Source organism: Chelativorans alearensis (genome assembly GCF_010993735.1).
In the GTDB taxonomy this organism is placed as follows: domain Bacteria; phylum Pseudomonadota; class Alphaproteobacteria; order Rhizobiales; family Rhizobiaceae; genus Chelativorans; species Chelativorans alearense.
Window position 1 is genome coordinate 24,389 of sequence record NZ_WQNI01000025.1, and the last position, 11,887, is coordinate 36,275.

At 63.8% G+C, this 11,887-nt stretch carries 11 protein-coding genes, 1 tRNA gene and 1 pseudogene; 10 read left to right on the forward strand and 3 right to left on the reverse strand.

The window, feature by feature from the left end; genetic code table 11:
* Positions 1-47: 47 nt before the first annotated feature.
* Positions 48-437, reverse strand: coding sequence for a hypothetical protein (locus GPJ75_RS26240; protein ID WP_163272986.1), 390 nt, complete (start codon positions 435-437; stop codon positions 48-50).
* A gap of 201 nt (positions 438-638) precedes the next feature.
* Between GPJ75_RS26240 and GPJ75_RS26245 the strand changes: the two genes are divergently transcribed.
* Positions 639-1,481, forward strand: a complete 843-nt coding sequence (locus GPJ75_RS26245) for a universal stress protein (RefSeq protein WP_163272988.1) — start codon at positions 639-641, stop codon at positions 1,479-1,481.
* Between the two features lie 80 nt (positions 1,482-1,561).
* Here the strand turns inward: GPJ75_RS26245 and hemN are convergent, their stop codons facing one another.
* Positions 1,562-2,908, reverse strand: coding sequence for an oxygen-independent coproporphyrinogen III oxidase (gene hemN, locus GPJ75_RS26250; protein ID WP_163273009.1), 1,347 nt, complete (start codon positions 2,906-2,908; stop codon positions 1,562-1,564).
* A 184-nt stretch (positions 2,909-3,092) separates the two neighbouring features.
* Here hemN and ccoN point away from each other — a divergent pair, with 184 nt between their 5' ends.
* The 9 genes and pseudogenes from ccoN to GPJ75_RS26295 all read left to right on the forward strand — a co-directional run bounded on the left by ccoN (position 3,093) and on the right by GPJ75_RS26295 (position 11,843).
* Positions 3,093-4,733 carry a cytochrome-c oxidase, cbb3-type subunit I gene (ccoN, locus tag GPJ75_RS26255; protein WP_163272990.1) on the forward strand — a complete coding sequence of 547 codons (1,641 nt, stop codon included), beginning with the start codon at positions 3,093-3,095 and terminating at the stop codon, positions 4,731-4,733.
* A gap of 11 nt (positions 4,734-4,744) precedes the next feature.
* Entirely contained in the window at positions 4,745-5,476 is a 732-nt protein-coding gene (gene ccoO / locus GPJ75_RS26260; RefSeq protein ID WP_163272992.1) for a cytochrome-c oxidase, cbb3-type subunit II, read from the forward strand.
* Positions 5,477-5,488: 12 nt separating this feature from the next.
* Entirely contained in the window at positions 5,489-5,647 is a 159-nt protein-coding gene (locus GPJ75_RS26265; RefSeq protein WP_159587964.1) for a cbb3-type cytochrome oxidase subunit 3, read from the forward strand.
* Positions 5,640-6,509: a cytochrome-c oxidase, cbb3-type subunit III gene (ccoP, locus tag GPJ75_RS26270; protein ID WP_163272994.1), complete on the forward strand. Its 870-nt coding sequence runs from the start codon at positions 5,640-5,642 to the stop codon at positions 6,507-6,509. Before GPJ75_RS26265 ends, ccoP begins: the two co-directional genes overlap by 8 nt.
* 97 nt (positions 6,510-6,606) lie before the next feature.
* Positions 6,607-8,169 carry a cytochrome c oxidase accessory protein CcoG gene (gene ccoG, locus GPJ75_RS26275; RefSeq protein WP_163272996.1) on the forward strand — a complete coding sequence of 521 codons (1,563 nt, stop codon included), beginning with the start codon at positions 6,607-6,609 and terminating at the stop codon, positions 8,167-8,169.
* A complete protein-coding gene (locus GPJ75_RS26280; RefSeq protein WP_163272998.1) occupies positions 8,166-8,663 on the forward strand; it encodes a FixH family protein in 498 nt (165 codons plus the stop codon). The genes ccoG and GPJ75_RS26280 overlap by 4 nt, the downstream gene beginning before the upstream one ends.
* A complete protein-coding gene (locus tag GPJ75_RS26285) occupies positions 8,660-10,903 on the forward strand; it encodes a cation-translocating P-type ATPase (protein WP_163273000.1) in 2,244 nt (747 codons plus the stop codon). Before GPJ75_RS26280 ends, GPJ75_RS26285 begins: the two co-directional genes overlap by 4 nt.
* Positions 10,900-11,079 (forward strand): cbb3-type cytochrome oxidase assembly protein CcoS, encoded by a 180-nt coding sequence (ccoS, locus tag GPJ75_RS26290; RefSeq protein ID WP_163273002.1) that lies wholly within the window; start codon positions 10,900-10,902, stop codon positions 11,077-11,079. Before GPJ75_RS26285 ends, ccoS begins: the two co-directional genes overlap by 4 nt.
* A gap of 80 nt (positions 11,080-11,159) precedes the next feature.
* Positions 11,160-11,843 (forward strand): annotated as a pseudogene (locus GPJ75_RS26295) (transposase family protein).
* On the opposite strand, the gene GPJ75_RS26300 reads toward GPJ75_RS26295, so the two are convergent.
* A tRNA-Met gene (locus GPJ75_RS26300) sits at positions 11,800-11,876 on the reverse strand. The pseudogene GPJ75_RS26295 and the gene GPJ75_RS26300 sit on opposite strands and share 44 nt — an antisense overlap.
* Between the last annotated feature and the right edge of the window lie 11 nt (positions 11,877-11,887).

Consider the following 11,887-nt stretch of genomic DNA (forward strand, 5'->3'; position numbering starts at 1 on the left):
GGCGGGGTCGGCGTCGGGATATCCCTGAATAATGGCGATGCGGCTGTTCACGGTGTATCCACGATCCGCACTTGGTAGGTATGCATCGTGCCGCCGCTGCGGATCGATACGTATTCGCCGGGCACGAAGCGCTCATCGCCAAAGCGGAATCCGGCCTCGTCATCCTCCTCGCCTTCCGCGTAGTCGAAATACCATTGCCCGCCGGGCTTGCGGCGCAGCCGCCCGATAAGGTCCTCATGGCCGGAGCGGAAGCGGCGCACGCGGCAAGCCGCTTGGTGGCTTTTCCATTCCGCCGGATCGAGACGGCCTTCAGCATCGAGCGGAACCAGGAGGTCGTAGCCGTCCGTCCGGTCGCCAAGGGGATGGCCTTTTTCCCGCGCGAGTTCGAGCCGCACGTGGTGAAATTTGGTGGTCGGTTTGGCAGTGGTGGTATCCATGATGCTTCTCCTGCTCGTACGTCATCGGCAATAGCCCTTTCGGCGCACGCGGCTTTGACTGAGATCAAGCCGCGCGTTGCCCGCGATCGCCTGCGGCACGGCAGCACCACGCATTTGATCCGCGTCAACGCGCCGCCGCGTGAGCGCTGGCAACCTTCAAAACAGAGATGAAGCGCGGGATCGCGCGAAAGGAAGACAATTATGACCAGCCGACCCAAATGTGTTCTCGTCGGGCTTGCGGCCCGCGAGGCTTTCGCTGCCAGCCCTGCTCTGACCTATGCCATCGCGCTCGCAAGACACCACGGCGCTTGCCTGACGGTCTGCGTCCTTCCGCCTGCCTTTTATGTGCCGGTCACCAGGACGGGCGGTTCCGCCTCCGCAATACTAAGGAGCGAAATCGAGCGCCTGGAGGAGACAACGCGCCAGACGGCGCGCAGCGCAGCGGAACTCGTCGGCAAGGCCGGCGTCTCGTGCATCGCCGAGCACACGCTCTCGCCCTTGGAGCCTCGCACGGACCGTCTCGTGCGGCTGGCGCGGGTGAACGACGTGGCCATTCTGGACGCCGCCGAGGCGGGCAACGACCTCCAGAAGACCGCGATCGAAGACGTGCTCTTCGACAGTGGCCGTCCGGTGCTGATTGTGCCGCCGGTCGGTGGAAACGCCATCCCCCGGCGCTTGGCAATCGCCTGGGACGGGAGCGCCCGATCGGCTCGATCCGTGGCCGACGCCATGCCGTTTCTTCAGGATGCGGAAACCGCCTTCGTGGTCACTGTTACGGACGAGAAGGATCTTTCGCGGATGGCTCCAGGCGCCGACCTTGCCACGCACCTTCTCCAGCACGGTGTCGGCGAGCCGAGGCTGGAGACTCTTGCAGCCATCAATGGGGATGCAGCGGCAAGACTGCGTAAATTCGTCAAGGATGAGTCCATTGAGATGCTGGTTATGGGCGCCTTCGTCCATTCGCGTTTCCGCCAGGCGATCCTTGGCGGCGTCACACGCTCCCTCCTCGACGACGTGCCGGTTCCGCTCTTCATGGCGCATTGAGCGTGACCAGCGTGCCGGCACCACGTTCCAGGCCATGAGGTCTTTGACGGCTCGGCGCCCGGATCGATGATGGTGCGGTTCTATACCGCCGCGGAGTGACGAGCCGTTCCGCCTGCTAGGTACCGGTCAAAGTGGGCGGCGACGGAGCGCACCAAGGGTCGAGCCTCCTCGGGCACGACAAAATATTCACCGTGGCGATCGAGCATGCGGCCTCCCTCTTCCACCACATAGGCCACCGCCTCCTGCAGGATATCCCGGCCGTGGGTGCCGAACCGTAGTATGGCCTCCCTGCCGGAAAAGGCGAAGTCGCACATGAGCCGCTCGATAACCCAGCCGCGTGCCAGATCCTCGTCCGTAAATGCAACACCGCGTGTGGTGGCCAGGTGCCCCGTGCGCACCAGGCGCTGGTAGCTGCTGGTGGCGGTTATATTCTGCACGTAACCCTGGCGCAGCCTTGAGATCGACGACGGCCCGAGACCGATCAGCGTCCGGCACTCGTCATCCGTATAGCCCTGGAAATTACGGTGAAGCCGGCCTTCTCGTGCGGCGGCGGCAAGAGAATCGGCAGGTTTGGCGAAATGGTCGAGGCCGATCGCCTGATAGCCCGCCTCGGTGATCAGGCGACCGGCAAGCCGCTGTTGGGCGAAGCGCTCTTGCGGTCCCGGCAGATACGCCTCGTCGATCATCGTCTGGTGCTTCTTGAACCACGGCACATGCGCGTACCCGAAGAGCGCGATCCGGTCCGGTGACAGGAGGAGCGCCTGTCGAATTGTGTCTTCCAGGCTTGCCACCGTCTGGTGCGGCAGGCCGTAAAGCAGATCCAGATTGAGCGAGTGCACGCCCCGTGCGCGCATGCCGTCCGCGACCGCCTTCGTCTGCGCAAAGCTCTGTTCGCGGTTGATCGCCTTCTGCACCTCCGGCGCGAAGTCCTGCACACCGAGGCTCGCCCGTGTCATGCCGATCGTGGCGAAGACGTCGTACCGCCCCTCGTCCATGTCGTTGGGATCAAGCTCGACACTTATTTCGACGCCCGCTCGGAAATCGAACGCGCGGCGCAATGCCGCATCCAGCGCGAGGATATCTTCCGGCCTGAGGATAGTGGGCGACCCGCCGCCGAAATGCACCGCACGCACCTTCGCATGGCCTACGAGACCACCTATGGTGGCGATTTCCCGATGCAGCCCTTCCAGGAAGGCCGCCACCGGCTCATAGCGCCGCGTCATCTTGGTGTGGCAGGCGCAGAACCAGCAGAGCCGATCACAGAAAGGAATATGGACATAGAGCGAGATGTCCTCTTCCTCTCCGATCTCGCCCAGCCACTCCCGAAACATTTCGGCATCGACGCCGCGATGGAAATGAGGAGCGGTGGGATAGCTTGTGTAGCGCGGCACCGATTCGGCAAGCCGCGCCACCGCGCCCGCCGGCATCGTTCCACTCATCTGCCCGCCTGCCCGTTGCATGGCTACTCCTCTGCCTTCGAGGAGCCAATTGCCTGCGAGCGGGCCGGCCGGCCTTGACGCAGATCAAAGCACCCGATCGCGCCTTCCGGAATGGGTGACAGGCACCGGTGCCCGCTTGAGGACCGGCGCGAACACCTACCGGGGAAGCACAATGAAATATGGCACCGAGATCGTGGTCCTTGCGCTGGCGGCGTTCGCTGCGCTTGTTGCCGCGGCAATGGCACAGGACGTCCCCTTTCAGCAGCACATGTGGGTCCTCTTTTTCGTGCTCCTAGGCACGGTGGTCGTGCTGATGCGCAACACCACCTTCGCGCCGCGGCGGGCTGCCGCCATCCCGCTTAGACCAGACGCAAGCGCCTATATGGATGGCCCGGTGCGCTACGGCTCGGTGGCAACCATGTTCTGGGGCGTAGTGGGCTTTCTGGTGGGCGTCGTTGTGGCGCTGCAGCTTGCCTATCCGGACCTCAATATCGAGCCGTGGTTCAACTTCGGCCGCATGCGCCCGCTGCACACCTCGGCGGTCGTCTTCGCCTTCGGCGGCAACGCGCTCATCGCCACCTCGTTCTATGTGGTCCAACGCACCTGTCGAGCCCGGCTCTTCGGCGGCAATCTCGCCTGGTTTGTCTTCTGGGGTTACCAGCTCTTCATCGTCATGGCGGCCACCGGCTATCTGCTCGGCATCACCCAAAGCCGCGAATATGCCGAGCCGGAATGGTACGTCGACCTGTGGCTGACAATCGTCTGGGTGGCCTATCTCGTGGTGTTCCTCGGCACCATCGTCCGCCGCAAGGAACCGCACATCTACGTCGCCAACTGGTTCTACCTCTCCTTCATCGTCACCATTGCGATGCTGCATGTGGTGAACAATCTGGCGATGCCCGTCTCCATCTTCGGCTCGAAAAGCTATTCGCTCTTCGCTGGTGTGCAAGATGCGCTCACCCAGTGGTGGTACGGCCACAATGCCGTTGGCTTCTTCCTGACGGCCGGCTTCCTCGGCATGATGTACTATTTCGTGCCCAAGCAGGTGAACCGGCCGGTCTATTCCTACCGACTGTCGATCATCCACTTCTGGGCATTGATCTTCCTCTACATCTGGGCCGGCCCTCATCACCTGCACTACACCGCACTGCCCGACTGGGCGCAGACGCTCGGCATGGTCTTCTCCGTCATGCTGTGGATGCCTTCGTGGGGCGGCATGATCAACGGCCTGATGACGCTGTCGGGCGCCTGGGATAAGCTTCGCACTGATCCTATCGTCCGCATGATGGTGCTCGCCATCGCCTTCTACGGTATGTCGACCTTCGAAGGGCCGATGATGTCCATCAAGGTCGTCAATTCGCTTTCGCACTACACGGACTGGACAATCGGCCACGTACACTCGGGCGCACTCGGCTGGGTCGGCATGATCACCTTCGGTGCCGTCTACTTCATGGTTCCGAAACTGTGGGGGCGCGAACGGCTCTATTCGCTGCGCCTCGTCACCTGGCACTTCTGGCTCGCCACGCTCGGCATCGTCGTCTACGCCGCCGTCATGTGGGTCTCAGGCATCCAGCAGGGCCTGATGTGGCGCGAATACGACGATCAGGGCTTCCTCGTCTATTCCTTCGCGGAAACCGTGGCAGCAATGTACCCGTACTACGTGGTGCGCGCCGTCGGCGGCCTGCTGTTCCTCTCGGGCGCTCTCGTGATGGCCTACAACATCACCATGACCATCCTCGGCTACGAGCGCGAGGAGGAGCCGATCGGCGGACAGCTTGCCAGCCCTGAATCCGTACTCAAGCCCGCCGAATAAGGATCTGCAAAATGGCTTTGATGGACAAACACGCGATCCTGGAGCGCAACGCGACCTTGCTGCTCGCGGGCTCCTTCCTGGTGGTCACCATCGGCGGTATCGTCGAGATCGCGCCGCTCTTCTACCTCGAGAACACGATCGAGAAGGTGGAGGGGATGCGGCCGTACTCGCCGCTGGAGCTCGCCGGCCGCAACATCTACGTGCGCGAGGGCTGCTACACCTGCCACAGCCAGATGATCCGTCCCTTCCGCGACGAGGTGGAGCGCTACGGCAACTACAGCCTGGCCGCTGAATCCATGTACGACCACCCCTTCCAATGGGGCTCGAAGCGAACGGGCCCAGACCTGGCACGCGTCGGCGCGCGCTACTCCAACGAATGGCACGTCCAGCACCTGATCGAGCCGCGCTCGGTGGTGCCGGAATCGGTCATGCCGAGCTATGCCTTCCTCAAGGATACACGGCTCGACGTGCGCAATTTCTCCACGCAACTCGTCGCCAACCGACGCGTCGGCGTTCCTTACACAGACGAGATGATCGCAAATGCCAGCGCCGACTTGCATGCGCAGGCCGACCCCAACGCCGACACCTCGGGCGTGGAAGAGCGCTACCCGAAGGCAGTACTCGGCGATTTCGATGGCGACCCGCAGGCGCTCACCGAGATGGATGCACTCGTCGCCTATCTGCAAATGCTCGGCACCCTGGTCGACTTCTCGACCTATGACGATGCTGCAGGCTACCGTTGAGGAGACCGCACGATGGACTACCACGTGATGCGCGAGTTCGCCGATAGTTGGGGCCTGCTCTTCATGATGATTTTCTTCCTTGGCGCTGTCCTCTTCGTTTTCCGCCCCGGTGCGAAAAAACAGGCCGAGGAGGCTGCCCGCATTCCGCTGAAGGACGACTGCAATGAGTGACACGGAGAAAAATATCGACAAGATTTCCGGCGTCGCGACCACCGGCCATGAGTGGGACGGCATCAGGGAACTCGACAATCCGATGCCCCGTTGGTGGGTGTGGACCTTCTATGCCACCATCATCTGGTCGATCGGCTACACGGTCGCCTATCCGGCATGGCCGCTCATCTCGTCCGCGACCAGCGGCCTTCTCGGCTATTCCAGCCGGCAGGAGCTTGCCGCAACCTTGGATCGCGTGGCTGCGGATCAGGCCGATCTGCGGGCAGCGGTCGGCGAGAAGCCGCTTGAGGAGATCCTTGCCGACGAAACGCTGCGCCGTTTCGCCGCTTCGGCGGGTGCCGCCGCCTTCAATGTGAACTGCTCCCAATGCCACGGTTCAGGCGCCGAAGGTTCCGCGGGCTATCCGAACCTCAACGACGACGACTGGCTCTGGGGCGGCGACATCGAAGCGATCTACCAGACCATCGCCCACGGCGTGCGTTTCACCGGCGACGCCGAGACGCGCTTCTCCGAAATGCCGCCTTTCGGCGACCTGCTCTCCGCGCAGGAAACACAGCAGATAGCGGCCTATGTGGCCTCGCTCACCGGCGACCCGTCTGACGACGCAAGTGCTACCGCCGGTGCGTCGCTCTTCGCCGATAATTGCGCCGCCTGTCATGGCGAAGACGGAACGGGAGACCAGACCTTCGGTGCACCGAACCTGGCCGATGCGATCTGGTTCTATGGTGCGACGGAGGCGGATATTGCCACTCAAATCCGCAAACCCAGGCATGGCGTGATGCCGGGTTGGCAGGCACGGTTGGGTAAGACCACCGTGAAGCAACTCTCGGTCTACGTGCATTCGCTTGGGGGAGCCGAGTAGCGCGTAGCACAGCCGGGAGAGGACTGCCGGGAGCGGAACGGTGAGCTCTTGATTTCGATCAAGGCCCGAAGCGCCCCGGCAGTCCAATACCTCGCTCATGCTGAACCAGACCGAAATCGAACGTCTCGAGGCGGAAGCCGTCAACTCGGCCAAAGTGCGCCAGCCGCTTTACGCGCCACGCAAGAAGATTTTTCCCAAACGAGCCGTCGGCCGTTTCCGGAGCTTCAAGTGGCTCGTCATGATCATCACCCTAGGCATTTACTACCTGACGCCCTGGATCAGATGGGACCGCGGCCCCTACGCGCCGGACCAGGCAGTGCTGGTGGACCTGGCGAACCGGCGTTTCTACTTATTCTTCATTGAAATCTGGCCGCAAGAGTTCTTCTACGTCGCCGGCCTTCTCGTCATGGCCGGCATCGGCCTCTTCCTCATCACTTCCACGGTCGGCCGCGCATGGTGCGGCTATACCTGCCCACAGACCGTGTGGGTCGACCTCTTCCTCGTGGTCGAGCGCGCCATCGAAGGCGACCGCAACGCCCGCATCAAGCTCGACACCGCCCCATGGTCTCTCGACAAGGTGCTTAAACGCGTCCTGAAACACAGCATCTGGCTGGTGATAGGGGTGGCGACGGGGGGCGCCTGGATCTTCTATTTCGCCGACGCTCCAACGCTGTTCGTGGACCTTTTCACAGGCCAGGCCGCACCTGTCGCCTACATGACCGTCGCCGTGCTCACCGCCACGACATACGTCTTCGGCGGTATGATGCGCGAACAGGTCTGCACCTACATGTGCCCCTGGCCGCGCATCCAGGCGGCCATGCTCGATGAGAACTCGCTCACCGTCACCTATAACGACTGGCGCGGCGAGCCGCGCTCGCGCCACGCCAAGAAGGCGCTTGCCGCGGGTGCCACCGTTGGCGATTGCGTGGACTGCAACGCCTGCGTGGCCGTCTGCCCCATGGGTATAGACATCCGCGACGGCCAACAGCTCGAATGTATCACCTGTGCGCTGTGCATCGACGCCTGCGATGCCGTCATGGACAAGCTGGGCCGCGAGCGCGGTCTGATCTCCTACGCCACGCTTTCCGACTACAATGCCAACATGGCGCTGGCGACGGCAGGCGGGACGCAAGCCATCGATCCGGCGCGTGTGCGCCGGGACGGCGGACGGCTCTCCGACAAGGTCACGGAGTTTCATTGGCAGAAGATCTTCCGGCCGCGCACTTTCGTCTATTTCGCCGCCTTCTCGCTTGCGGGCCTCGTGATGCTCTATTCCCTCCTTACACGCGACCGGCTGGAGGTGAATGTGCTGCACGACCGCAACCCGCAGTTCGTGATGCTGTCGGACGGCGCGATCCGCAACGGCTATACGGTGAAGCTGCTCAACATGGTGCCGGAGCCGCGCATCATCACGCTCAGCCTCGAAGGTCTGCCAGGCGCCACCATGCATGCCGTCGGCGTCGACCTACCGGAAGGCCGCTCGCTGGACGTGGCGCTCGATCCGGACCGGCTGAAGGAACTGCGCATCTTCGTGCGCCAGCCCGCCGATTACGTCGAGGAACAGGACAACCGGTTCACCTTCGTGGTCGAGGACAAGGCAAGCAGCGAAAACGCCGCCTATCGCGCCAAATTCATGACACCCGAGGACGGAAGACGATGAGCAAGGCATCATCCACCCCCCGCGAGTTCACCGGACGGCATATGCTGTTCCTGATGCTGGCCTTCTTTGGCGTCATCATCGGCGTGAACGTCACAATGGCGGTTCTGGCGAACTCGAGCTGGACCGGCTTTGTCGTCAAGAACTCCTATGTTGCCAGTCAGCAGTTCAATGAGCGGGCGGCCGAAGGCCGTGCCCAGACAGCCCTCGGTTGGGAGGGCGAACTGAAGGTGGCCGATGGTGCAATCAGCTACCGCCTGCGCGACGCCGGGGGCGGCACCGTCCGGCTCGACGGCGTGACTATCAACATGCACCGCCCGGTGACCGCCGACGAGGATACGTTGCTTAAGCTCGATCCCGTGGGAGACGGCGCTTTCGCAGCACGGCACGGACCGGGTGACGGCACATGGGTAGTCAGGATCGAGGCGGAGGCCGGGCTCGACCACCCCTACCGGGACGTGCGCCGCGTCACTATCCGTGACGGAGCACTCAGATGAGCTGCTGCGCGCCCGGCGCGGAAAGCGCGCTCGACCTTGCTAAGGCGGCCGGCCCCGCGCCCGACGAAATCCGCCTCGCCAGCCGCGCACTCGGCGATGGCCTGATGCAGACGCACCTTGCCGTCCCCGGCGTTCATTGCGGCGGCTGCATCCAGGCCATCGAAAGCGCACTCGGAAAGCTCGACGGGGTCGTCCACGCGCGCGTCAACCTTTCCACGAAACGCGTGAGCGTTAAATGGCGCGGGGAGGCCTTGCCGCCGATCGCCAAGACACTCAACCGGCTCGGCTACGCAGCACATCTCTTCGAGGCCGACGTCGGCAAGGACGAGACGCTGTCGGAACTGATCCGCGCCGTAGCGGTAGCGGGCTTTGCTGCGGGAAACATCATGCTTCTGTCGGTCTCCGTCTGGTCCGGAGCGGACGAAACCACGCGCGACCTGTTCCACTGGATCTCCGCGCTGATCGCCATTCCCGCCCTTGCCTATGCCGGCCGCATCTATTTCCGCTCCGCTTGGAATGCGCTCGGCCACGGACGCATGAACATGGACGTGCCGATCGCCCTCGGCGTGTCGCTCGCCTACGGCATGAGCCTCTACGAGACGATCCATCACGGGCAGCACGCCTATTTCGACGCTTCCGTCTCACTGCTCTTCTTCCTGCTCATCGGCCGGACGCTCGACCATGTGATGCGCCAGCGTGCGCGTACTGCAGTGACGGGCCTCGCCCGGCTCGCACCGCGCGGGGCGATGGTCGTGCGAGAGGACGGTAGCCGCGATTACCTCCCACTTGGCGAGATCGCCCCTGGCATGCGGCTCCTCATCGCCGCCGGCGAGCGCATCCCGGTGGATGGCATCGTGAGGGGCGGCATCTCTGACATCGACTGCTCGATGGCGTCGGGCGAAAGCGCGCCGCAGGTGGCGGAACCGGGCGCCTCGGTTCGAGCCGGCATGCTCAACCTCACCCAGCCGATCACTATCGAGGCGCTGGCGGCAGCGAAGGACTCTTTCCTTGCCGAGATGATGCGGCTGATGGAGGCGGCGGAAGGCGGTCGCGCCCGCTATCGCCGGCTCGCGGACCGCGCTTCCGCACTCTACTCGCCCGTCGTGCATCTGACGGCCCTTCTCGCATTCGCGGGCTGGATGCTGGCCACCGGCGACTGGCATCGCGCCATCACCATCGCCATCGCCGTCCTCATCATCACCTGCCCCTGCGCGCTGGGCCTTGCGGTACCCATCGTCCAGGTAGTCGCTGCGCGGCGACTGTTCGAGAGCGGCATCATGGTCAAGGACGGCTCGGCGTTGGAGCGGCTCGCCGAGATCGACATGGCCGTGTTCGACAAGACGGGCACGCTGACCACGGGACCGGCCAAGCTCCAAAACGCCGACGAGATCGACGGCGAGGCACTGGCTCTGGCCGGCGCCATCGCCGGCCATTCGCGCCATCCCCTGTCGCAGGCCCTCGCGGCGGCGGGTCGCCGGGATGGTGGAGCCCCCCGTTTCGATCACGTCGAGGAAGTCCCCGGCTGTGGCATAAAGGCCAAGGCCGGCGCCGTCACGTGGCGGCTCGGCCGCGCGCAATGGGCGCTCGGACGCAAGGGGGCGGAGGGTACGGTGCTTGCGCGCGATGGTGTGCAGGTTGCCACCTTCCTCTTCGCCGACCAACTGCGGACTGGTGCGGAGGAGGCCGTGGGCCGGCTAGAGGTCGACGGCATTCCGGTCGAGATCATGTCCGGCGACAGCGAGAGCAAGGTAGCCCTCACGGCGAGGCGACTGGGCGTGGAACATTATCGTTCCGGCGTCCTCCCCGGAGAGAAGGCCGAGCGCATAGCAGTGCTCGCGGCCGACGGCCACAAGGCGCTGATGGTGGGCGACGGTCTCAACGATGCGCCGGCGCTGGCTGCCTCCCACGTCTCGATGGCACCGGCGACCGCCGCCGACATCGGCCGCAACGCAGCCGACTTCGTCTTCCTGCGCGAAAGCCTGACGGCCGTCCCCGTGGCCCTGGACGTCGCCCGCCGCTCGGGGCGGCTCATCCGGCAGAATTTCGCGCTTGCCATCGGCTACAATGCGCTGGCCGTCCCCATTGCCGTCTTCGGCTATGTCACACCGCTCGTGGCGGCAGTGGCGATGTCGGTCTCCTCGCTCCTGGTCATTGGCAATGCCCTGAGGCTCGACGGCGCGCGACAGGCTGCGGCGAAGCCGGAGGAAGCGTTTTCTGGCGCACGTGCGGAGGCAGCATGACCAACCTTGCGTTTCTCATCCCCGTTGCACTGTTCCTCGGTGCTCTGGGACTCGGCACCTTTCTATGGACGCTCAGGAGCGGGCAATACGACGACCTCGACGGAGCGGCCGAGCGCGTGCTGTTTGATGCCCCGGAGGGAGATCAGCCGGAGACAGGTCAGAGACATGTCGGCTGACCGCCTCTCCGCCCGAGAGATAGGTGACGTTTTGTACCGGACACATGGGCAACACTTTTGGCTTTTGGCCGGAGGTGTTGATGCCGTGGAGAGAGAGTTCGGTGATGGAGGAACGTCTTCGTTTTGTCGCCCGCCTTCCGGAGGGGGAAGGCATGAGCGGGGTTTGCCGGGAGTTCGGGGGCTCGCGCAAGATCGGCTAAAAGATCTTCAACCGGTACAGGCAAGAGGGGCTTGAGGCGCTTTGCGATCGTTCGCGCCGGCTGGTCAGATATGCCAATCAGTTGCCCGAGCAGGTCGAGCGGCTGATCATCGAGACCTTTGTACGGCTGTTCAAGGATCGCGGCCAGCCCTCGGCGATCAGGAGCGATAACGGTTTGCCCTTTGCCTCGCCCAACGGCCTCCACAATCTGTCCAAGCTGTCGGTGTTCTGGCTCAGGCTCGCCATCGCCATCGAGCGCAACAGGCCCGGCAACCCGCAGCAGAACGGACGGCACGAGAGGGTGCACCGGACCTTGAAGCAGGAGACGGCCCGGCCGCCGGGCGTGAACGCCCTCGGTCAGAGGCTCGGAGTGAAGGAGGTGGACGACGGCATTTGGATCGTGAACTTCATGCAGTACGATCAGGGATATATCGACCTGGAGCAGAGAAGCTTGCAAACCATCGACAACCCGTTCGGCACGAGGTTGTCACCCATGTCTCCGGGTCGTACACAGGAAAGTTTGGTTGCGGGGGCAGGATTTGAACCTGCGACCTTCAGGTTATGAGCCTGACGAGCTACCGGGCTGCTCCACCCCGCGTCGCGATAGGC

Excerpts from the sequence above, each read along its gene's own strand:
- GPJ75_RS26240 (WP_163272986.1), bottom strand. The coding sequence starts at position 437 with ATGGATACCACCACTGCCAAACCGACCACCAAATTTCACCACGTGCGG.
- GPJ75_RS26245 (WP_163272988.1), top strand. The coding sequence starts at position 639 with ATGACCAGCCGACCCAAATGTGTTCTCGTCGGGCTTGCGGCCCGCGAG.
- hemN (WP_163273009.1), bottom strand. The coding sequence starts at position 2,908 with ATGCCGGCGGGCGCGGTGGCGCGGCTTGCCGAATCGGTGCCGCGCTAC.
- ccoN (WP_163272990.1), top strand. The coding sequence starts at position 3,093 with ATGAAATATGGCACCGAGATCGTGGTCCTTGCGCTGGCGGCGTTCGCT.
- ccoO (WP_163272992.1), top strand. The coding sequence starts at position 4,745 with ATGGCTTTGATGGACAAACACGCGATCCTGGAGCGCAACGCGACCTTG.
- GPJ75_RS26265 (WP_159587964.1), top strand. The coding sequence starts at position 5,489 with ATGGACTACCACGTGATGCGCGAGTTCGCCGATAGTTGGGGCCTGCTC.
- ccoP (WP_163272994.1), top strand. The coding sequence starts at position 5,640 with ATGAGTGACACGGAGAAAAATATCGACAAGATTTCCGGCGTCGCGACC.
- ccoG (WP_163272996.1), top strand. The coding sequence starts at position 6,607 with ATGCTGAACCAGACCGAAATCGAACGTCTCGAGGCGGAAGCCGTCAAC.
- GPJ75_RS26280 (WP_163272998.1), top strand. The coding sequence starts at position 8,166 with ATGAGCAAGGCATCATCCACCCCCCGCGAGTTCACCGGACGGCATATG.
- GPJ75_RS26285 (WP_163273000.1), top strand. The coding sequence starts at position 8,660 with ATGAGCTGCTGCGCGCCCGGCGCGGAAAGCGCGCTCGACCTTGCTAAG.
- ccoS (WP_163273002.1), top strand. The coding sequence starts at position 10,900 with ATGACCAACCTTGCGTTTCTCATCCCCGTTGCACTGTTCCTCGGTGCT.